At 55.3% G+C, this 21,178-nt stretch carries 19 protein-coding genes and 1 pseudogene; 14 read left to right on the top strand and 6 right to left on the bottom strand.

Features of this window, described 5'->3' with window-relative positions:
- Positions 1–188: 188 nt before the first annotated feature.
- Positions 189–2,351: an aldehyde ferredoxin oxidoreductase family protein gene (locus LARV_RS11690; RefSeq protein WP_075073801.1), complete on the top strand. Its 2,163-nt coding sequence runs from the start codon at positions 189–191 to the stop codon at positions 2,349–2,351.
- 57 nt (positions 2,352–2,408) lie between these two features.
- On the opposite strand, the gene LARV_RS11695 is transcribed toward LARV_RS11690, so the two are convergent.
- Positions 2,409–2,603 carry a hypothetical protein gene (locus LARV_RS11695; protein WP_075073802.1) on the bottom strand — a complete coding sequence of 65 codons (195 nt, stop codon included), beginning with the start codon at positions 2,601–2,603 and terminating at the stop codon, positions 2,409–2,411.
- A 730-nt stretch (positions 2,604–3,333) separates the two neighbouring features.
- Here LARV_RS11695 and glmS point away from each other — a divergent pair.
- A complete protein-coding gene (gene glmS / locus LARV_RS11700; protein WP_075073803.1) occupies positions 3,334–5,175 on the top strand; it encodes a glutamine--fructose-6-phosphate transaminase (isomerizing) in 1,842 nt (613 codons plus the stop codon).
- A 58-nt stretch (positions 5,176–5,233) separates the two neighbouring features.
- On the opposite strand, the gene LARV_RS11705 is transcribed toward glmS, so the two are convergent.
- Positions 5,234–6,184: an IS110 family RNA-guided transposase gene (locus tag LARV_RS11705; protein WP_075071883.1), complete on the bottom strand. Its 951-nt coding sequence runs from the start codon at positions 6,182–6,184 to the stop codon at positions 5,234–5,236.
- Between the two features lie 581 nt (positions 6,185–6,765).
- Between LARV_RS11705 and LARV_RS11710 the strand changes: the two genes are divergently transcribed.
- Positions 6,766–7,863: a leucine-rich repeat domain-containing protein gene (locus LARV_RS11710; protein ID WP_075073804.1), complete on the top strand. Its 1,098-nt coding sequence runs from the start codon at positions 6,766–6,768 to the stop codon at positions 7,861–7,863.
- A 45-nt stretch (positions 7,864–7,908) separates the two neighbouring features.
- Here the strand turns inward: LARV_RS11710 and LARV_RS11715 are convergent, their stop codons facing one another.
- The 4 genes from LARV_RS11715 to LARV_RS11730 are packed head-to-tail and all read right to left on the bottom strand — an operon-like array spanning position 7,909 to position 11,929.
- Positions 7,909–8,556: a CDGSH iron-sulfur domain-containing protein gene (locus tag LARV_RS11715; protein WP_075073805.1), complete on the bottom strand. Its 648-nt coding sequence runs from the start codon at positions 8,554–8,556 to the stop codon at positions 7,909–7,911.
- A gap of 17 nt (positions 8,557–8,573) precedes the next feature.
- The gene (locus tag LARV_RS11720; RefSeq protein ID WP_075073806.1) at positions 8,574–10,352 is read right to left on the bottom strand and encodes an HD domain-containing phosphohydrolase; all 1,779 of its coding nucleotides are present in this window, start codon (positions 10,350–10,352) and stop codon (positions 8,574–8,576) included.
- Entirely contained in the window at positions 10,349–11,278 is a 930-nt protein-coding gene (locus LARV_RS11725; RefSeq protein ID WP_236709962.1) for a DMT family transporter, read from the bottom strand. The genes LARV_RS11720 and LARV_RS11725 overlap by 4 nt, the downstream gene beginning before the upstream one ends.
- Before the next feature lie 27 nt (positions 11,279–11,305).
- Positions 11,306–11,929 carry a helix-turn-helix transcriptional regulator gene (locus tag LARV_RS11730; protein ID WP_075073808.1) on the bottom strand — a complete coding sequence of 208 codons (624 nt, stop codon included), beginning with the start codon at positions 11,927–11,929 and terminating at the stop codon, positions 11,306–11,308.
- Positions 11,930–12,072: 143 nt separating this feature from the next.
- On the opposite strand from LARV_RS11730, the gene LARV_RS11735 reads away from it, so the two are divergent.
- From LARV_RS11735 to LARV_RS11780, 11 genes and pseudogenes are all read left to right on the top strand, one after another.
- Complete coding sequence (locus LARV_RS11735) at positions 12,073–12,762, top strand: NADH-quinone oxidoreductase subunit B (protein WP_083522520.1); 690 nt, start codon at positions 12,073–12,075, stop codon at positions 12,760–12,762.
- Between the two features lie 139 nt (positions 12,763–12,901).
- Positions 12,902–13,147 (top strand): annotated as a pseudogene (locus LARV_RS20955) (NADH-quinone oxidoreductase subunit C); the annotation flags it as partial.
- A gap of 213 nt (positions 13,148–13,360) precedes the next feature.
- Complete coding sequence (locus LARV_RS11740) at positions 13,361–14,500, top strand: NADH-quinone oxidoreductase subunit D (protein ID WP_407936371.1); 1,140 nt, start codon at positions 13,361–13,363, stop codon at positions 14,498–14,500.
- Between the two features lie 19 nt (positions 14,501–14,519).
- Positions 14,520–15,122: a 4Fe-4S binding protein gene (locus LARV_RS11745; RefSeq protein WP_075073810.1), complete on the top strand. Its 603-nt coding sequence runs from the start codon at positions 14,520–14,522 to the stop codon at positions 15,120–15,122.
- A 14-nt stretch (positions 15,123–15,136) separates the two neighbouring features.
- Positions 15,137–15,457 (top strand): hypothetical protein, encoded by a 321-nt coding sequence (locus tag LARV_RS11750; protein ID WP_075073811.1) that lies wholly within the window; start codon positions 15,137–15,139, stop codon positions 15,455–15,457.
- Between the two features lie 47 nt (positions 15,458–15,504).
- Positions 15,505–16,578, top strand: coding sequence for an Mrp/NBP35 family ATP-binding protein (locus LARV_RS11755; RefSeq protein ID WP_075073812.1), 1,074 nt, complete (start codon positions 15,505–15,507; stop codon positions 16,576–16,578).
- 5 nt (positions 16,579–16,583) lie between these two features.
- Positions 16,584–17,510, top strand: a complete 927-nt coding sequence (locus LARV_RS11760) for a PSP1 domain-containing protein (protein ID WP_075073813.1) — start codon at positions 16,584–16,586, stop codon at positions 17,508–17,510.
- A complete protein-coding gene (locus LARV_RS11765; RefSeq protein WP_075073814.1) occupies positions 17,507–18,232 on the top strand; it encodes a PIG-L deacetylase family protein in 726 nt (241 codons plus the stop codon). The genes LARV_RS11760 and LARV_RS11765 overlap by 4 nt, the downstream gene beginning before the upstream one ends.
- Positions 18,229–19,437 carry a M20 metallopeptidase family protein gene (locus LARV_RS11770; RefSeq protein ID WP_075073815.1) on the top strand — a complete coding sequence of 403 codons (1,209 nt, stop codon included), beginning with the start codon at positions 18,229–18,231 and terminating at the stop codon, positions 19,435–19,437. Before LARV_RS11765 ends, LARV_RS11770 begins: the two co-directional genes overlap by 4 nt.
- A gap of 2 nt (positions 19,438–19,439) precedes the next feature.
- Entirely contained in the window at positions 19,440–20,306 is an 867-nt protein-coding gene (locus LARV_RS11775; RefSeq protein WP_152031781.1) for a helical backbone metal receptor, read from the top strand.
- Between the two features lie 226 nt (positions 20,307–20,532).
- On the top strand, positions 20,533–21,150 hold the full coding sequence (locus LARV_RS11780; RefSeq protein ID WP_172797856.1) for a FadR/GntR family transcriptional regulator: 618 nt from the start codon (positions 20,533–20,535) through the stop codon (positions 21,148–21,150).
- Positions 21,151–21,178 lie beyond the last annotated feature (28 nt).

The raw sequence follows: 21,178 nt of genomic DNA on the forward strand, positions 1-21,178 counted from the left end.
GCACCCCTTGAACTGGCGATCGAAAATCCGGCCGGCGGGGCCGACGTCATCCTGACTGGTGACATTTGTCGATGCGAAGAGTGATAAAACCCAAGTCGGCAGGTTGCCCGGCGGCTTTTATAATGATAGCAGCAGATCACTGTCTTGAGGCCCATTCTCATCCATTCACCTGTCCAAGGAGAGCACGAATGACTCAACTTTCACCCGAGGTGGTGTTGAAAGCGCATAAGGTTCTGGCTGACTTTGCCTATGAATGCCGGCCAGTCGAGCATGGATACGCCAATCGGACGCTTTACATCAACCTGGATAATTCGTTTGTTCAAAGCAAACCCGTCGCGCAAAAGATGAAGGATCTCTTCACCGGCGGGCGCGGTTTTGCGATGTGGTTGTTGTGGAACGCAGTAGCGGATGGAACTGCCTGGGACGATCCCAGCAATGAATTGATCATCACCGGCGGCCCGATCGGCGGCATCACGGCTTATCCCGGCTCGGGCAAGGCCACGGTGGTCACCATCTCTCCGCTGACCCACGCGATCATCGACAGCAACGGCGGCGGCTATTTCGGGCCGTACCTGAAATTCGCCGGTTGGGACGCGCTCGAGATTCAGGGCAAAGCCGATAAAGATGTCATTATCTTTATCGACGGCGACAACGGCCGGGTGACGGTCGAAGAAGCCCCGCTCGAACCCGTGGATACCCACCTGGTGAACCGGATGATCACCGAAATCTACGGCAAGAACGACCGCGAACGGCGCGGCATCTCGGTCGTTTCCGCCGGCCAGGCCGCCGAACACATTCCCATGTGCGGGCTGAATATCAGCTACTGGGACGCACGCCGCCAGGAAGTGCGCATCAAGCAGGCCGCGCGCGGCGGCGCCGGAAGTGTGCTGCGCGACAAGAAAATCAAGGCCATCGTCGTGCGTTTCACCGATATGGGCGGGGACGCCAATGGCTGCGCCAAGCCCGAACTGGTCCGCAAAGCCGGCGCGCGCATCAATTCCGAACTCACCCGTTTCGATGCCTCGCAGAACGATATGCGCGGCACGGGGACGCCCTACCTGGTCGAAATCATGAACCGCTTCGACCTGCTGCCCTGCAAGAACTTCCGTTTTGGCGCCGATCCGGACGCGTTGAAGGTGGCCGGTGAGGTGTGGAAGGCCATGTACGACCGCCGCGGTCCGGATGGCTGTTGGTACGGCTGCACCATGGCCTGCGCGCACGGCGTACCGGGTGTCAAGCTGCGCACCGGGCCGTATCAGGGTGAGTGCGTCTTCGTGGACGGTCCGGAATACGAGACCCTGGGCGCGCTGTCCTCCAACCTGTCCATTTTCGATCCGCAAAATTTGCTGGAACTCAACTTCTACTGCGATACCTACGGCATCGATACCATCTCGGTCGGTGATTCGATCGCCTTTGCAATGGAATGTTACGAAATCGGCATTCTGAACCCGGAGATGACGGGCGGGATGGAATTGACCTGGGGTAACGCGGACGTGGCGCTCGAACTGCTGCACCAGATGGCGCGCGGTGAAGGCTTCGGCTTGATCGTGGGCCAGGGCGTCCGCTTTATGAAGAAGTACTTCGTCGAGAAATACGGCGCCGATCCCGCCCTGATGCAGGACATCGGCATGGAAATCAAGGGCATGGAAATTTCCGAGTACATGTCCAAGGAATCGCTGGCCCAGCAGGGCGGTTACGCGCTGGCTTCGAAGGGCGCGCAGCACGACGAGGCCTGGCTGACCTTCATGGAACTGGTGCACAAGCAGATCCCCACCTTCGAAACCAAGGCCGAGGCGCTGCATTATTTCCCGATGTGGCGCACCTGGTTCAGCCTGCACGGGTTGTGCAAGCTGCCCTGGAACGATATCACCCCCGAAAGCAACAAGACCGCCAGGGAACCCGGAAAGGTGCCCGAGCACGTCGAAAACTACACCTGGCTGTACGAGGGGGTGACCGGCAAACCGACCAATATCGATGAGATCATCCTGGCTTCGGAACGGGTTTACAACCTGCAGCGCCTGTTCAACCTGCGCCTGGGGTACGGCACGCGCCAGTGGGATTATCCGCCCTATCGTTTGATGGGCCCCGCGACGGTGGCGGAGTACGAATCGCGCGCCGAACGCTACGACGGCCAGTTGAAGGAGGTCGTCGGTTACGATCCAACCGGCAGGACCACCGAAGAGAAAATGGCCGCCCTGCGCGAATATAAGGAAAAACAGTATGACCTGCTGATCGACGCGGTTTACCAGCGCCGGGGGTGGTCGAAGAACGGCATTCCCACGCTCGATACCGTCCGCCGCCTGGGCATCGATTTCCCGGACGTGGTGGCGCTGATCGCCAAAAATTACTGATTGACTCGAGACCAGTGATATAACAGCCTTTCCGAATTTGGAAAGGCTGTTTTTGATCTATTCGGCTTCTTCAGTTTTCTTCTTGGAGCCGATTTCCACGATTTGAATCTGGACCTGATAGCGTTTGCCGTCGATTTCGGCCTTGGTATTGCCGAAGAAGCCCTTGGAACCGGTCTTGAAATCCTTGGGTGGGACGGTCAGCATGGCCACCAGTTGGCCTTCCTGGGTTTTCAATTCTGCGACTAGGAACATGATATCCTCCTGGGAAAAGTTTGCGGTTGGTTTTTGTTGGGAAGAGTCTCTGACCACGAAATACATGAAGCACACGAATAGAAGAGAAGAAAAGGGTAAAGTCAGACGGTTCTTCGTTACGTGTCTTTCGTGTTCTTCGTAGTCCTCGGGATTTTCGTTTTGATTCTATCAGAGATTGAGCCAGATTTGTTTGGGTTGAAGAGGGGTGGTATACGAAACGCACGAAAGGAAAAGAAGAAAGGTTTTTTCAGCGTTTTCTTTTTTGTGTCTTTCATCCTTTTCGAGGTCCTTTGAATTCTTCTCTTCATTCGATCGGAGATTCATTGCGTTTGACGGATGGGAGTGGATTCGGTATAATCGTGACAATTCCATAAAAGGAGGTGTCTGTACAACTCAGAGATCCTTGGGAAAGGACAGCGCAAGGCCTTGACTCACAGGGGACAAGAGACGAGGTGACGAGGACGAAGGTTCCCTGCCGCGGGGCAGGGTTAACCGGCCAGAACAGGTCTGACGCCTGGCGACCGGGAAAATCGAAAGATCAGCGGAAGCCTTCGGGATACCAATTTTTCCATACACGACCGTATCCGTAACTTTCCCTTAATCGAATAGCTCAATCGAATCATTCTTGATTTCATGGATTCGCAGGGACTCCTCTACGGGTCTACGGTTGTCTGTCTGCACCGATCCATCATCGCGCGCTGCATGACGCCATCTATTCATGGAGGAAAGCATGTGTGGTATTGTCGGCTATATCGGTGGGCAAAACGCGACCCCCATTATCCTGAACGGACTGCGCCGCCTGGAGTACCGCGGCTATGATTCCGCCGGCCTGGCGGTGTTGCAAAACGGAAAAATCGAAATCCGGCGCGACGCCGGGAAGCTGGACCATCTGGTGACCCTGGTGACTAACCAGCCCGTGGAAGGCAATCTTGGCATCGGGCACACCCGCTGGGCCACCCACGGCGAGCCCAACGCGCGCAACGCGCATCCGCACCTGGGTTCGACGGGCGAGGTGGTGCTGGTGCACAACGGCATCGTTGAGAATTTCCTGGAGCTGCGCGAAGAACTGGAAGCCGAGGGCGAGAAATTCAACTCGGATACCGATTCGGAGATCATCGTTCACCTCATCGAGCACGCCGTGGCGGCCGGGCACAGCCTGGAGAACGCGACCCGCCTGGCCCTGAAGCAGATCAAGGGCGCGCACGGGATCGTGGTGTTCTCCTCGCGCGAACCGGACAAGATCGTCGCGGCGCGCATCGGCAACGCCGGCGGCGTGGTAATCGGTTTGGGCGAAGACGAAAATTATGTCGCTTCGGATATCCCGGCCATCGTCGAGCACACCCGGCGCATGATGTTCCTCGAATCGCGCCAGATGGCCGTGATCACCCGCGCGGACGTCAAGATCGAAACCCTGGAAGGCAAGCCCGTCCAGCCCGAGATTCATACCATCTCCTGGGATCCGATCGCGGCCGAAAAGGGTGAGTACCGGCACTTCATGCAGAAGGAAATCCACGAGCAGGTGCGTTCGCTGACCGACACACTGGCCGGGCGGGTCAATTTCGACGAGGGCAAGGTGCGCTTGCCGCATCTGAACCTGACTCCTGAAAAGGCGCTCCGCATCAAACAGGTCATTCTGACGGCCTGTGGAACGGCCAGTTACGCCGCGCAGGTGGGCGAGGTGCTGATCGAACGCATCGCGCGCATCCCGGCCAAGACCGTGATCGCCTCGGAGCTGCGTTACAACGATCCGATCATCGATGAAAACACGGTCGTGCTGGCCATCTCGCAGTCTGGCGAAACAGCCGACACGCTAGCGGCCATGGACGAATGCCGAAAGCGCGGCGCAACCCTGTGGTCGATCGTCAACGCCATCGGCTCGCAGGCCATGCGCGTGGCGGACGGCTACATCTCCATGCAGGCGGGGCCGGAAATCGGGGTGGCCTCCACCAAGGCTTTCACCGCCCCGTTGGTCGATCTGTACATACTGGCCGTGCTCCTGGCCGATCTGCGCGGCGTGATCACGCCCGAACAACGCCGCAAACTGGTCTCGGACCTGCGCCTGGTGCCCGACCTGGTCGGGCGCTGCCTAGACCGGGAGGCCGGGGTGATCCAGGTGGCGCGCGAGATGAAGTACATCCACAACATGCTCTACCTGGGACGCGGCATCAACATGCCGATTGCCTTCGAAGGCGCCCTGAAGCTCAAGGAAATTTCGTATATCCATGCGGAAGGTTACGCAGCCGGCGAGATGAAGCACGGTCCGATCGCCCTGGTGGATCGGGATATGCCCGTGCTGGCGATTGCCCCGCGCGACCCGTGGTATGAAAAGATGATCAGCCAGATCGAACAGGCCCGGGCGCGCGGCGGGGGCGTGATCGTGGTGGCCACCGACGGCGACGAACGCGTGGCGGCGCTGGCCGATCACGTCTTCTGGATACCGGAGACACCCTGGATGCTCTCGCCGGTGGTGACCGTCATCCCCTTGCAGTTGTTCGCTTATCACATCGCATCGTTGAAGGGGTTGGACGTGGATCAGCCCAGAAATTTGGCGAAGAGTGTGACGGTGGAGTAAAGGAAGAAAGAAAACCACAGAGCCACAGAGCAACTGTGTAGAATGTCAAGAAAGAAAATCAGGCTAAAACTGAGGGAAAAGGCTGCCAGGGACGCCGATCACGAACCATAGCGTTAAGGATCACCAAGAACTTCCGCATACAGGCGACCAACGCCACTTTTTTCTCCTTTCCCATGGCCAGGAGGTGATGATAGAAAGAATGAATGATAGGGTTATATTTCGTGGCACTCAGGGTAGCCATGTACAGAACCGTGCGGACACAAGGCCGTCCGCCTTTGATCCGACGCTTCCCCCGATGACGGCCACTGTCATTGTTATAGGGAGCTACGCCGACCAAGCCAGCAATCTCCTTGCGGCCCAGGGCTCCCAACTCAGGCAGATCTGAGAGCAGAATGGCAGCCGTAACTTGGCCCACCCCAGGCGCGGAACGAAGAATGTCATTCTTTTCCTGAAAGTCAGGCGTATGCCCAATCAAGTCATCAATCTGATGGTTGAGCTCAACCAACTCCTGCTGCAGGGCTTGCATGATCTTCTGGATGCTGGTCTGCATGCTCGGATGGGCGCTGCACAGGTGGTTTTTCTCCATGGTTAGCATTTCAATCACCTGGCGACGTCGGGTCATCAATGCTGTGAGCTGCTGTTCTTCTTCACTGGGTAAGCGGGTCGGCTCGGGCTGGATGGCTTCTCCAAACCGAACCAGTAAGCGTGCATCGACTTTGTCGGTCTTGGCCAGCAGGCCAATCGAGCGGGCAAATTCGCGGACTCGGCGAGGATTGACCACCGCCACCCGAAAGCCGTCCAGGGATAATAACGAGACCACCGCTCGTTCCAGTCCTCCCGTGGCTTCCACTACGATCAATCCAGGCGCTAGAGGTTTCAGCTTATCAATGAAGGCCTCGATCCCGATGATATCGTTGCTTTCTGCCCAATCCTGGCCCGCGATTGAGACATCCAGCCGGTTCTTTGAAACATCAATCCCGACCACACTTACTGAGATTTGCTGCTCCATTCTGCCCTCGTCTGTTTGTATAATGGATGTGCCCGTTCTAGCAGAATACGGTCTCTTGGACCCCACAACTGTTCGGGCAACATACACGACGGACCCGGCGACCCTGCTCTGTGACGGCCTCTTATGACCTATACCCGATCGGCCTGCCGGGTCCCATTGTATGGTATCACTCATCATTTTCATCATACTAGTCCACAGAGACTGCTTTATGAAGAAGAAAGTGATCTCAGATGGAGAATTTTGGTGGCTCTGTGGTTCTTTTATGATCCTTGTAAATTCATTTTCCTTTCGTTTCTTCGATGCTTTTCAAATTCTCAACAATTTTTGCTCTGTCACATCGACATTTTGCACGAACACGAAATTGATCACAGAAAAATTCTTGAAATAGAGAAAAGATGGAATAAAATCGATAAGGTCCATTGGTGACTGTAAGGGAATGGAGACCGAAGGCTCGATGGATAATTATTGCATTCCATCGAATCTTAAAACAGAAGACAAACGTGACAAATTATTGATACACCTTTATCGTTATTCCAAATAATTAACGCACAGTAAATCAACTATCTACTAAAGAGGGAATAATGAAAAAACTGTTTCATCGAATCCTGTCCATTGGAGCCATCCTCGGGATTGTACTCAATGTTTCAGCGCAGCCAGTGGCGGCTCAAGAAATATCATACCCACAGACAACGTATGATTGCTCGATCCAGAATCAAATATCGATTGCCGAATGTCAGGCGTTGGTGGATTTTTATACCAGTACCGGTGGAAATAACTGGATGTACAAAACAGGTTGGTTGCAGAACACAACGCCTTGCAGTTGGTATGGTGTTACTTGTGGTGCGCCTGAAAATCCAGCGTCTTTAAAATATGTCAGTCAGATCATACTTCAACAAAATGGCCTGACAGGTTCATTTCCACTGGAACTTGTAAATTTGACGCAACTTAAAAAGATAAATTTTTCTTTCAACAGAGATATGGGTGGGGTCATTCCTGAGCAGATCGGGAATATGACATCCCTCGAATACCTGGATCTTTCTTTTATCGGTCTGGAGGGTGCGATTCCACCTCAAATGGCAAATATGGTGTCACTTAGGCAACTGGATTTATCAACAGACTATTTATCGGGTGAAATTCCTCCACAATTTGGCAATTTTCCGGTGCTGGAAGAACTCTACCTTGCCAATAATTCATTGACAGGCGCCATTCCTGAGGAACTTGGAAATATTTCCACATTAAGAATTCTCTATTTGTCGAACAATCAATTGAGTGGTTCAATCCCTGCTGGATTGTCAAGGTTGAGTTCATTAATTGACCTCAGTCTATCGCAAAACAAATTAAGCGGCAGTATTCCTCCAGAATTGGGTGATTTATCAGCGCTTCAAAACCTTTTTATAGCAGCCAATCAGTTGACCGGAAGTCTCCCACCTGAAATTGGAAATTTAATTTCACTTTCGGGGCTTGGCATAGCATCGAACCCATTAGTTGGCCCAATCCCTTCAAGTTTTACGAACCTTAATCATTTAGAAGTATTCTATTTTTCGGAGACAAATCTTTGTGAACCGGACGATACTGCATTTCAAACCTGGAAGAATACGGTTTCAACCTGGTTTGGTACACAGGTGTGCAATTATAGTAATAAATTATATATACCCGGAGTAATGAAATATGAAAGGTAATAATTCTCAATCTTTTTTTACCGGCGAGATCAACCTCTTTTGCCATTAATGCAAATGGCTCCCATCGCAAAACGGCTTTGCTGACGATTTTCCGCACCGGCACAGCGAACCGCTCTCGCCGCGTTCGACCTGCGAACCGTCCGCGCTGCGTAGCGTGAAGGGACCCTCGATCAGGTAGGAATCGTTCGGGTAGAAGCGCACCTTCAAACCCTGGCCTGAGGAAGCCGTGGAAAGCGGCACCAGGAAGATCTCGGGGTCGCACAGCTTGCCTTCCTCGCTGAACTGGATGGCGGTGTGCGATTCGTCGCACAGCGGTTTGCATTTCGACGCGCCGCAGCGGCATAAGGCGATGCGGGTATCCTTCAGGTAGGTCGAACCGTCCGGGGCGATCAATTCGATATCCCCCGACAGGTACAACGGCCCGTCGGCGGCCAGGACGATCTCGTTGTGATCCGGGACCGATTCGGGTTCACCCCCGTCCAGGCGGGTAAAGTGCAGCGCGCCGGTCGGGCAGCGCAGGACGACCTCGGCGATTTCCTGCGCGCTGGCCGCGTCGGGTTTGACCCAGGGGCGGCGCGAGGTGTCGAAAACCCGCGCCAGGCGGGCCGTGCATTCGCCGACGTGGGTGCAGCGCTGCGGGCTGAAATGAACGACGATCTCTTTTCCGGTGTAATCTTTAATTCGGTCTTCCATGCAGGTTCCTTGGGGTGTTATTCGAGCATGCGGGCGAATGTGCTGACCACTTCCGGGTCGAAATAACTGCCGGCGTTCTCCTGAATGTGCTTCAGGGCTTCTTCCTTGGGCCAGCGCGGCGAATACGGGCGGTCGGAGATCAGCGCGTCCCACACGTCCACCACGGCAAAGATGCGCGCCGCCAGCGGGATGTGTTCGCCCTTCAGTCCGCGCGGGTAACCCGTGCCGTCCCAACGTTCGTGGTGGCAGTAGGGGATATCCAGGGCCGGGTGCAGGAAACGGATTGGCTTGAGCAGGTGGTAGGCGTAGACCGGGTGCATCTTCATCAATTCGGCTTCTTCCGGCGAAAGCGGCGCCGGTTTCAGCAGGATGCTGTCGGGAATGCCCATTTTGCCGATGTCGTGCAGCAGCGAGCCGCGGTAGACATGGACGAGATCCTCTTCGCTCATTCCCATCATGCGTGCCAGGTGCAGCGCCATCTCGGTCACGCGCTGGGTATGGCCTTCGGTTTCCTTGTCGCGCAAGTCCAGCGCACGCGACCAGCCCTCGATGGTGGAATCGTAGGCCGCGGTCAGCTCCTGGTTGCTGGACTGCAAATCGTCGATCAACGTGGCCACGTCCACCGCGATGGCGGCCTGGGTGGCCAGCGCTTCGAGAAAATCGAGCATTTCCTGGCTCATGGGATCCGAATCGCGCTGGAAGACCTCCAGAACACCCTTCATCTGATCTTTCGAGACCAGGGGTACGGCGTGATAGATCGAAAAACCTTCGGCGACGGCCAGGTTGTAACGCGGCGAGGTCGGAGTGTTTTGGAGGTCGGGGATGGTCAATGTGAAGCGCGAAGGGAATGGATTGTTGACCTTGAAATCGTTGACGGATAGAACCGTCTGGCGGATTTGATCGGATGAAAAGCCCTTGCCAGCCCGAAAGTGAAGCAGTCCGGTTTGTTTGATGGGCATGAGCACACTGGTCGCGGCAATCCCCTTCAGTTTGAGGACTTCGTCGACCAGGATGTTGAGCGTGGCGGTGAGGTCGAGGCTGGATGTGATGGCCAGGTCGATCGAACGCAGCGTGGAAAGCTGCTGTACGCGCTGCTGGGATTGGCCGAAGAGAATCATGCGGTGGATGGCGCTGGCGGTGATATCCGCCAGGGCATTCAACAGGTTGAATTCGGAGGCCTCGATATCCGCATTCTTGATCATGACCAGGACGCCGAGTTTGTGGTTGGGGGTGAACAACGGCGCAATCGCCACAGCTTTAAGTTCGCCCAGGATTTTGGGCCGAAATAGGATTGGATCGTCGGCGGCGTGATTGTTCAGATAGGATTTGCCCGATTCCAGGACGGCGCCTGAAACGGATTGGAGGGGAACATGCAGGCCCGTATAATCGCCTGCCCCGCCCCTGGAAATTGCCACCTTGAAATTGCCCTGGTCTTCATCGCTTAACATGACGCAGGCTGTATTGGCACTGGTGAAGTGAATGATTTCATCCAGAATGGCGGGCAGCAGTTCTTCCAGCGACAGAGCCAGCCGGGTGGCCGTTGAAAGCCTGGCGATGGCCTCCATTTCACGTTCATGCTGCTGGTGGATGGAAAATTCACGCCTCAATAGCGCAAATAATAATCCGGCCGTAACGATGACAAACATCCAGCCTTTAACCGTGGACAGGCGAATGATCTGCTGCGGGTCCGAAACCAGCATTCCAACCAACTGATCCGAAAAGAGAATCCAGAGGATGGAGATCAGCAGGTAGAGGAGGCTAATTCGAATGGCTGGATTTCGCCACCAATTTTTCACGGTAATCCTTGATCAATCCGATGGGGTGAATCGCTGACCCTGGGCTGGTCCGCGGGAACCGGTTTTAAAATTTGAGCGATGACGATCGCGGCGAATATCAAACCATAACCGATCAATTGAACGGAAGTGGTGTTTTCCTGCAGGAAAATATAGCCGAAAAGCGCGGCGAAAACGGACTCCATGCTCAGGATCAGCGCGGCGTCACTGGCAGGAGAATGCCTTTGACCGATTGCCTGAAGGGTATAACCAATCCCTCCGGAAATGATCCCGGCGTACAATAAAGCCCAACCCGCCTGCCACACGTTCGAGATCTGGAAAGGTTCGAAGAGAAAGCCAGACAGTAGATTCACTATACCACAGATTGCAAATTGGCCGATGGAAAATGAGAGCACATTCATTTTACGAACCATGATGCCGATGAGGATGACATGCAGCGCCCAGAAAACGGCGCCGGCCAGTTCGTAAAGGTCGCCGCTCGAAAATCGCAACGCGCCGCCGGTATTGATGAACAGCATGCCGATCACGGCGATCCCGGCGGCCAGGAAGGTATGCCAGCCGACGCGTTCCTGCCAGAAAACCCATAAGAAGAAAGGCACCAGAATGACATACAGGCCAGTGATGAAGCCGCCGTTTCCGGCCGAGGTGTAGCGCAGGCCAAGCTGCTGCAGGTTGGAGGCTATGGCGAGGAAAGCACCGGCCAGAATGACTCCGGGCAAGTTGGATTTCGAGATTTCCACCCGAAAATGAGCAAAAGGCAACAGAAAGGCCGCCGCCAGAAGAAAGCGGATGCCGTTGATCATCATTGGGCCCAGGAACTGAACGGCGATGCGTTGAGCGGCAAAGCCGCCACCCCAGATGGCCGCCGTCAACAACAAAATGCCATCTGCCTGGTAACGGTTGAGTTGTAATTTCTGTTTTTCGAACACGATCATCCCTGTAATGAAACCGATAAATTATGAATGGGTAAACTGGCAACCAAAAATGCACACAGCCGGCAGGCCTTTGCCGGATTGGTAACAATCCTGAACTGCCACGCGCGCGCCGAGCAATTCCTGCAGCATCAACCGGTCGATCTGGCATAGTTCGGGATGTTCTGAAAGAAGGACGGCATACGGGCAGTTGCCCAGGCGAACCTCGGGGCCGCCGCGGCGCGCCTCCCAGCGCGCCTGATAGGCATGTCGGTTGAGAAAGTCCACCGCCTGGTTCAGGCGCTGGGCCGGGGCGCCTGTGGTGATCGCCCCACCAATGCGCATCCTCGCGATTTTTGCGAGCGCTGCGCTGCGTTCCTCCGCTGCCTGAGCCGGGTCGATCAGGATGGACAATAAATCCGAAGAGAGTTCGGAAAGGTCGGACGGTTTCACTTTGGCGCTCAACCGGTAGCGTTTGGCGGGCCGCCCCGGGTGAGCCCGATCCGCGGCCGGTGGAATGGCCTCGATGGCCTGATCGGCGAGCAGCGAGTCGAGATGATAGCGGATGTTGGCAACCGTGGTATGCATCTGCTGGCTGAGTTCCGCCACGGACGCCGAACGCATATGGGCGATGGTTTCCAGAATCCGGTCGCGAGTCGACTCGTTCATGAGCTGATTTTACCCGAAAAATGAATTAAGATAAGAAAAATTATCATAATTGCAGCTTGACACCTGGTAGCCCGCGAGTACAATAAGGGTTAATTTGATCTAATTTGATCGATTGCCTATCCACTTCCCCCAGAAGGTGCCCAATGAGTAACGAGGAATTATCCAAACCAGAGGTTCACATCCCTGCGGAGATGCAGAATCAAGTCGCTCTGACCACCCTGGACCGCATCTACGATTGGAGTCGGTCGAATTCGGTATGGCCAATGATGTTCGGGTTGGCCTGCTGCGCAATCGAGATGATCGCCATGGCCGCCAGCCGGTATGATTCGGCGCGTTTCGGCATGGAGGTCATGCGTCCCAGTCCACGCCAGAGTGATGTATTGCTGGTTTCCGGCACGGTGACCAAAAAGATGATTCCGCAGATCGTGCGTTTGTATAACCAGATGGCAGAGCCGCGCTACGTGATCGCGATGGGGGCGTGCGCTTCCAGCGGTGGACCGTTCAAAGAGGGCTACAGCGTCGTCGCCGGCGTGGATAAATTCATCCCGGTGGATGTTTATATCCCGGGCTGCCCGCCGACCCCGAACGCACTTCTCAACGGTTTGATCACCTTGAAAAAGAAGATCGAACGCGAATCGATGAAGGAAGTATCCTGGTATAAAAAGGGATCCGGTGATGGGATCCCTGTGCCGGTATTGGGACCGGATCTGATCGACCTGCGCAAGACCGACCTCATCCGCGAAAAGTCCCGCCCCGCGACCGAACGAGAGACTACCCAATCCGCCGGTGAAGAACCGACTGGCGATCCAAACACCGCTGCCCAGGAGGCGTGAAATGAGTGAAGAAACCATGCTGAACCCGATCGAAAACCTGGCAGCCCGTTTCCCCGAGGATTGGATCAAACCCGACCCGCGAACCGGTTATTCAGGTTATATCGTGAGCAAAGAACATCTGTTGGAATTCGCACGCACCATGCGGGATGAATATGGCTTCGATTACCTGTCGATGGTCACGGCTGCCGATTACCTCGAAGAAGGCTTTCTGGAAATCATCTATTATGCCTACAAGATCGTCGGCGGGCCCGCGTTGGTCTATAAAGTTCAGGTTCCGCGCGATAATGCGATTGTCCCATCCTTGGTTGGACTGTACCCGGGCGTCGATTTTCAAGAGCGGGAAGTCTGGGATTTGTTCGGCGTGCGTTTCGAGGGGCATCCGGACCTGCGCCGAATTTTGACGTGGGAAGGTTTCGCAGGCCATCCGCTTCGCAAGGATTGGAAAGAACCCTTCTACGAAGAAGATGTCAAGCCGTTCAAAAGCCGCTGGCCGGATGGCAAGCCCGTTTTCAGCGATAAGGAAAATCCCTTCGATAATAACGTACAGTATCCGGTTGGATTCGATCCGGATCATTGGACTCCGGACGAGGACACCCTGATGTACGCCGGTCTGCTTCGAAAATCCAATGAAGAGTTCAAAACCGACCAACTGGTGGTCAATATGGGGCCTGCCCACCCTTCGACTCATGGCGTGTTCCGCATGGTGGTTTCGCTGGATGGAGAGTCGATCGTCGACTTAAAACCGGTGATGGGGTATATGCACCGTAATCACGAAAAGATCGGCGAACGGAACACCTTCCTTCAAAACATGCCGTATACCGACCGCCTGGATTATGTCACCTCGATGATGAATAATTTCGGATATGCCCTGGCTGTCGAAAAACTGATGGGCATTCAGGTGACCGAACGCGCGGAATACATCCGGGTGTTGATGGCCGAGCTTACCCGTATCATGAACCACTTCTTCGCAACCGGATTTCTACTCAACGACCTGGGCGCATATTTCACCCCTTCGCTTTATGCGATCGAAGAGCGTGAATTGATCCTGGACATCTTCGAAGAGGTATCCGGTTCGCGCATGATGTGCAACTATTTCCGCTTCGGCGGCGTGGTTCGGGATGTGTCAGACCATGTGTTAAAGAAGGTGCATGACCTGGTATACGACCGTCTGCCGCGTAAATTGGAAGGGCTGGATGCCTATCTGACCAATAATGAAATCCTGCGTTCACGCTGCGAAGGCGTGGGCGTGCTGACCGCCGAGCAAGCCATCTCCCTTTCGGCTGCGGGGCCTATTCTACGCGCATCCGGAGTACCGTATGACGTGCGCCGTGCCGATCCTTACAGTATCTACGACCGCCTGGAATTCGATGTGGTTACCGGAATGCATGGTGATATCTACGACCGCTACCTGGTGCGGCTCGAAGAAATCCGCCAAAGCATCCGCATCATCAAACAGGTGCTGCGGGATATTCCCGAGGGGCCTATCCTGCCGGGAAAACCAGCCTATCAGGTTCGGGTTCCGGCCGGCGAAGCCTATGGACGCATCGAGGGCACGAAGGGCGAGTTGGGTTTCTACGTCGTCTCGAATGGCAAACCCAATCCGGCCCGGTATCATGTCCGGGCGCCAACTTTCATCAACCTGACCTCCCTGGCGCCGATGTGCCGGGGCGAGAAAGTGGCCGATTCAGTCGTAATTCTGGGCTCGATCGATATCACCCTGGGTGAAGTGGACCGCTAGAAAAGGCACGGAGGAAAGCATGAAAAACTTCAGCAATCGTTTTGGGGTCATTCGCGGTCTTGGCATCACCCTGGGCCACTTCATTAACACGTACATCGTGGATATCAGGGAAGGGAAGAAGCGCTACGAGACTGCCGAGGGCATTCAGGAACGCACCCAGGCCAACACTCAAGGCATTTTCACGGTACAATATCCGGAGGAAAGAATACCCCTGCCGGAAGAATTCCGGGTACTGCCGTTCCTGGTCTATGACGAGGGGGAAAATGGCGCGAAGAACTTGCGCTGCACAGCCTGCGGCATTTGCGCCAAGGTTTGCCCGCCGCAGTGCATCTGGATCGCCCGTGCGACGGATCCCGCCACCGGTAAACCCAGCCCACATCCGGCTGAATTTTCCATCGACGTGGATATCTGTATGAACTGCGGTTTTTGCGCTGAATATTGTCCTTTCGACGCCATCAAGATGGATCATGATTTCGAGCTTGCGGGTTACGAACGGGGCGCGGCTCATCTTTTCAATAAGGAACACCTGATGAAACCCGCGTCTTATTATGAAAGCATCCGACCGGCAAACGCGGCTCGCGAAGCCGCCGCCCGGGCGGAAAAGGCAAAACCCAGACCCTGACTCAGGACATTGCTATGTACAACTCCGATACCGAACTGATGTTTCCAATGCGCGTGGCGCCCAGCCTGAAGACCACGCGCGGCGAATTGTGGTCGCAACTGGTGGAGGACGTCAGCCGTGAGGGCGCTGACCTGCGGGACCAATCCGCCTTTGTGCTGCTGATGGTTAAATTAGGCGGCTGTGTGGCCTGTAACTCCGATTCGTTTCGGGCCATGCGCGGCTGCACGCAGTGCGCCCGGCAGACCATCCGCCGGTATCGGGGGAGTGACCAGGATTTGTTGGCGCTTTTTCAGCAATATCGCGCCGATGTGGAGAACCATCTGAACAAAGGTTAACGATTGTTTCATCTTCGGGTAGAATTAGAGGTAGAAAGGACTGCATCATGCCTGTCACAACCGAAGTTGTCATGGCGGCTTTGAGTAAAGTCGAGGAGCCTGAACTTCATAAAGATCTAGTTACCCTGAACATGGTTCAGGATTTGAAAATTGAAGGTGGAAAGGTTAGTTTCGAAATAGTACTGACAACCCCTGCCTGCCCACTGCGGACCCGGATCGAAAAGGAAGCCCGACAGGCGGTTCTCGAGATCGCCGGCGTGAGCGACGTCGAAATTCGGATGAACGCGGATGTGCGTTCGGATGGCAAGCCGCGCGGCCTGATGAACCTGCCGGTGAAGAACGCTGTCGCGGTTGCCTCGGGTAAGGGAGGAGTCGGGAAAACCACCGTAGCCGTCAACCTGGCCGTCGCGCTGGCTCAATCCGGCGCCAAAGTTGGCCTGCTGGACGCGGATATCTACGGGCCGAACGTGCCGACCATGATGGGAGTGGACCATTTGCCTCCCTTCAACGACGGAAAGCTGATACCGGCTGAGACTTATGGCGTCAAGATGATGTCGATCGGTTTTATGGTGCCGCCCGGCAAACCGCTCATCTGGCGCGGACCGATGCTTCACTCGGCCATTCGCCAGTTCCTCAGCGATGTGGCCTGGGGTGAGTTGGACTATCTGATCATCGACATGCCGCCAGGTACGGGCGACGCACAATTAAGTCTGGCTCAAAGCCTGCCCCTGAGCGGCGGCGTGATTGTCACCCTGCCGCAAATGGTCTCAGTCGAAGATGCAGCCCGCGGGCTGGCCATGTTCAATGAACTGAACGTGCCTGTTCTGGGCGTGATTGAGAATATGAGCTATCTGGAATTGCCGGATGGCACGCGGGTGGAGGTTTTTGGAAAAGGCGGCGGCGAGCTGCTTTCAAAAAAGGAAAACGTGCCTTTCCTGGGCACCATTCCCATGGACCCGGGTGTGCGCGCGGGCGGTGATGAAGGCAAACCAATCCTCGTTTCTCAGCCCCAGTCCGCTCCGGCAAAAGCGTTGCGATCTCTGGCGGAACAACTCGCGGCGCGCCTGTCGGTCAACGCCTTCGAGAACCAGCCAGATGTTTCGATCAATATCATAGGTTAAATCATATGGAAGCTTCTGCACAGCCTTTTATCGTCGGCGTGCGTTTTTCGAAAGTCGGAAAAATCTACCATTTCGATGCCAGCCAGTTGCAAGATCTCAAGCTGGGGGATGTTGTTGTGGTCGAAACCAGCCGCGGCTGGCAATTGGGCGAGGTGGCGCACTTGGTTTCGGATCCAACCCCTCCACCGGACGGGGTTTGGAAGCAGGTGGATCGCAGGGCGACCCCGCGCGATTTGCTCCTGCGGCAAACCTGGCAGCAGCGTGAAGTCGAGGTGATGGTCTCCTGCCGGGCGCGCGCCGCCGAATTGCGCCTGGACGGCGTCAAGATCGTCGCCTCCGAATACAGCTTCGATGGGACGCGGCTATCCATTCTCTTCAGCACTGAAAGCGAAGAGAAGGTGGATCTCAAATCGCTGCGCCAGGATATGCAGCGCCTGTATAACCATACGCAGGTGGAACTGCGCCAGATCGGCCCGCGGGATGTGGCCAAGATTATCGGCGGCATGGGCGCCTGCGGGCTCGAATCCCGGTGTTGTTCCAAATTTCTGACAGATTTCAGCTCGATTTCGATCCGCATGGCGAAGGAGCAGGGTATCTCGCTAACGCCGTCCGAAATCACGGGGATGTGCGGCCGTTTACGCTGCTGTTTGATCTATGAGTATGAGCAGTATGTAACCGCGCGCCAGGAACTGCCCAAGAAGAATAAACGGGTGGTGACGCCGCAGGGCGAAGGCAAGGTGATCGATGTCTATCCGCTGCGCGAAGCCGTGCTGGTCGAGCTTCCCGAAGTCGGTTACCGCGAGTTCACCAAAGCTGAAATCCAACCCGCGGAGGAACTGGAGAATTTCCAGAAGAAGGCTCAAAATCCATGCAGCGGACCGGGTGGGGAAGGCTGCGCGTGCGGCAAGGATGGAGCTCCCAAGGCAGAATGAGTGATTTTTTAGAAGGCTGGGAAGGCTCGCAATTGATCCTGGTGGTCCTGGCGCACCCGGATGACCCGGAGTTCTTCTTAGGCGCGACCATTGCCCGGTGGACCCATCTCGGCCACCGGGTAAGTTATTGCCTGCTGACGCGCGGCGATAAAGGCGCCAGTGATCCGCGCGTCGATCCCGTCGAACTCGGGCAGCGCCGAGAGAAAGAAGAACGCGCCGCTGCGGCCGTGCTGGGCGTAACGGATGTGCGATTTCTAGAATTCGGGGACGGCTGTTTGAGCCCGACCCTTGAGGCGCGGGAAGCGGTAACGCGGGTGATTCGCGATGTGCGGCCGGACATTCTGGTGACGTGCGATCCGTTGAATTATTTTCCGAGCGATCACAACATCAACCATCCGGATCACCGCACCGCCGGGCAGATCGTTGTGGATGCGGCGTTCCCGGGGGCAGGCAGCCCGATGTACTACCCAGAAATGATCCAGGAGGGCTTGAAGCCGCATTCGGTAAAGGAAGTGTGGCTGTCATTGACCGCTCAACCGAATACCGTGATCGATGTGACCGAACACTGGTCGACTCGCATCCGCGCTCTTCACGAACATGTCAGCCAGATTCCGGATTATCAGAAACTGGATGAACGCCAGCGCAACCGGCGGACGCCGGACAGCACCGCGGAACATCCCCGCTATGAAGAGAAGTTCAAAAGGATCCAATTTTTGCCATGAACCCACAGCCCAATTCTTTTCTGGCCGAAGCCAACGAATTATTTTCGTATAGCCGTGAAATTCGACGCGATTTGCACCGAAATCCTGAAATAGGGTTCCAGGAAGTGCGCACCGCCGGAATTGTCGCCAGGGAATTGGGCGGTTTGGGTCTCGAGGTATCCACCGGAATTGGTGGAACCGGCGTGGTTGCACTGCTGGAAGGCGAAAAACCAGGGCCCGTGGTATTGCTGCGGTTCGATATGGACGCGCTGCCCATCCAGGAAGAGACCGGCGCGGAATATGCCTCCATAAATCCAGGGGTAATGCACGCGTGTGGTCACGACGGCCATGTGGCGGTCGGTTTGACTGTGGCGCGCATATTGCATGCCCACCAGGATGAATTATCCGGAACGGTCAAGTTCGTTTTTCAACCTGCCGAGGAAGCCCTGGGCGGGGCAAAGCGAATCATCGAAGCGGGTGTTCTGCGCAATCCCACGCCGGATTATTGCCTGGGCCTGCATTTGTGGAACACGAAACCGTTGGGCTGGTTGGGACTGACCAGCGGAGCCGTCATGGCCGGCGCGGATCTGTTTACCATCAAAATCAATGGCAAGGGTGGGCACGCCGCCATGCCCGAAATAACCCGCGATCCGATCGTTACCGCGGCCATGCTGGTCAACGCGCTGCAGAGCATCGTTTCCCGCAATGTTTCGCCCATGCAGTCCGCGGTTTTGAGCGTCACCCGGATCAATGGCGGCGAAACGTACAACGTCATTCCATCCCAGGTGGTCCTGGCCGGTACCGTACGGACCTATAATCCAACCACCCGCGATCTGATCCTCAAGCGGATGCAGAAGCAGGTGGATCTGGTATGCCAGGCGATGGAATGCAGCGGCGAATTGGAAATCAACCACCTGACGCCGGCAGTGGTGAACGATCCATGGGTCACCGAGCATCTTCAGGCCCTGGCGCAAAACGTCCTGCCTTCCGCTCAGATCGACACGGATTATCACACCACGATTTCCGAGGATATGGCTTACCTGATGCAGGACCACCGGAGTTGCTTCTTCTTTATCGGGTCCGCCAACCCGGTCAAGGGCCTGATCTACGGCCATCACCATCCGCGCTTCGATTTCGATGAGGCGGCGCTGCCCAATGCGGCGGCATTGATGGCTGCAGCCGCTTATAATTTTCTACAGGAAAATTTGCCGGATCAAGGGAATTGATTTTGGATTTCCCCGACCTTGCACAGTCACCGCGCCGGGTTGTGAGCCTGGTGCCGTCGATGACCGAAAGCCTGTTCGAGCTGGGATTCGGGTCATCGGTGATCGGAGTGACTGATTATTGCAATTCCCCGGCAGAAAAGACGTCCGGGCTGCCCAGAGTGGGCGGTCCTAAAAACGTCGACCTGGGTTGTGTACTTTCCCTGAGTCCCGATCTGATCATCGCCAACCAAGAGGAAAATTCGCGCGCGATCGTGGAATCCATGATTGCGTCCGGCCTTCCGGTCTGGGTCACCTTTCCGAAGACTGTGCGCGAAAGCCTGGACGATCTTTGGACGCTTGCGCGAGCCTTTCGCAGTAAAAGCGCCGCATTGCAGCTCCGCCTGCTTGAAGACAGTTTGAAGTTGACCGAGCTTGGAATGGCGGAAACGCCCACGAAGCGGTATTTTTGTCCCATCTGGCAAGATATCGAACCCGATGGGACGATGTGGTGGATGACCTTCAATCGGGAGACCTACTCGAATGATCTGCTTCGCATTCTGGGCGGGGAGAATGTGTTTTCTGACCGGACGCGGCGTTACCCGTTGGCAGCCAACCTGGGATTCGCAGCCGCCGAAGAGACCGGTGAACGGGATGTGCGTTATCCGATCGTAACAGCCGCCGATATTCAGGCAGCCGGTCCGGAAATTATCCTGCTCCCCAGCGAACCGTATGACTTTCAGCCGGCCGATCTACAAAGGATGATGGCGCTATTTCCAGACGCGCCCGCGGTAAAAGACCGACACATCCATCGGCTGGACGGCAGTCTGGTCACCTGGCATGGCACTCACCTGGGACAATCGCTGTCCACATTGCCGCAATTCTTTTCCTGAGTAAAACCAATATCATATGATGAATTGTATGAATAAGCACATGGATTCAGGGTGATTATCCGCGCTTGACATTGAATTTGGGTTGCGTTACAATGTTTTCGTATTAATAATCAGATTAATTGGCTGGTGGTTTATGGTGCACGATCGAGTCTCCCTGGACAAAATTTCGGATTTCATGAAATATTTGGCCTCATGCGAAAATTCCGAGGGGAATCGTATTCCCCCCTTGACGGATTTAAGCCAGGAATTGGGGATCAGCGTCGCCAGTTTGCGGGAGCAATTGGAGGTCGCCCGAACTTTCGGGTTGGTGGAAGTCCGGCCTAAAACCGGAATACGGAAATTACCCTACACCTTTACACCTGCGGTCGCAAACAGCCTGGCCTACGCCGTACGCACCGATCAGAATTTCTTCCGCTCTTTTTCTGATTTCCGAAATCACATCGAGACTGCATACTGGTACCAGGCCGTCGCGTTGTTGACGCCGGAAGATGTGGAAAAATTGCAAGGCCTTGTGAAATCGGCCTTTGCAAAGCTGCATGGATTACGCGCTCAAATTCCGCATTCAGAACACCGTGAACTCCATTTGATGATCTTTCGCCGCCTGAACAATCCTTTTGTCATGGGCATTCTCGAAGCCTATTGGGAAATTTACGAGGCGGTTGGGTTGGATGTTTATACGGATCTGGTTTACCTCGAACGTGTCTGGTCTTATCACCAGCGGATGGTAGACTCGATCAGCTCGGGCAACTTTGCAGCGGGATATCAGGCCTTAACGGAGCATACGGATCTCATCTTCCAGCGCTCGCGGCCTTCCTCCATTCAAAACAGACAGAAATTCGAATAACAACCGAGTAATACACATATTTACTCCT

Source organism: Longilinea arvoryzae (genome assembly GCF_001050235.1).
GTDB lineage: Bacteria > Chloroflexota > Anaerolineae > Anaerolineales > Anaerolineaceae > Longilinea > Longilinea arvoryzae.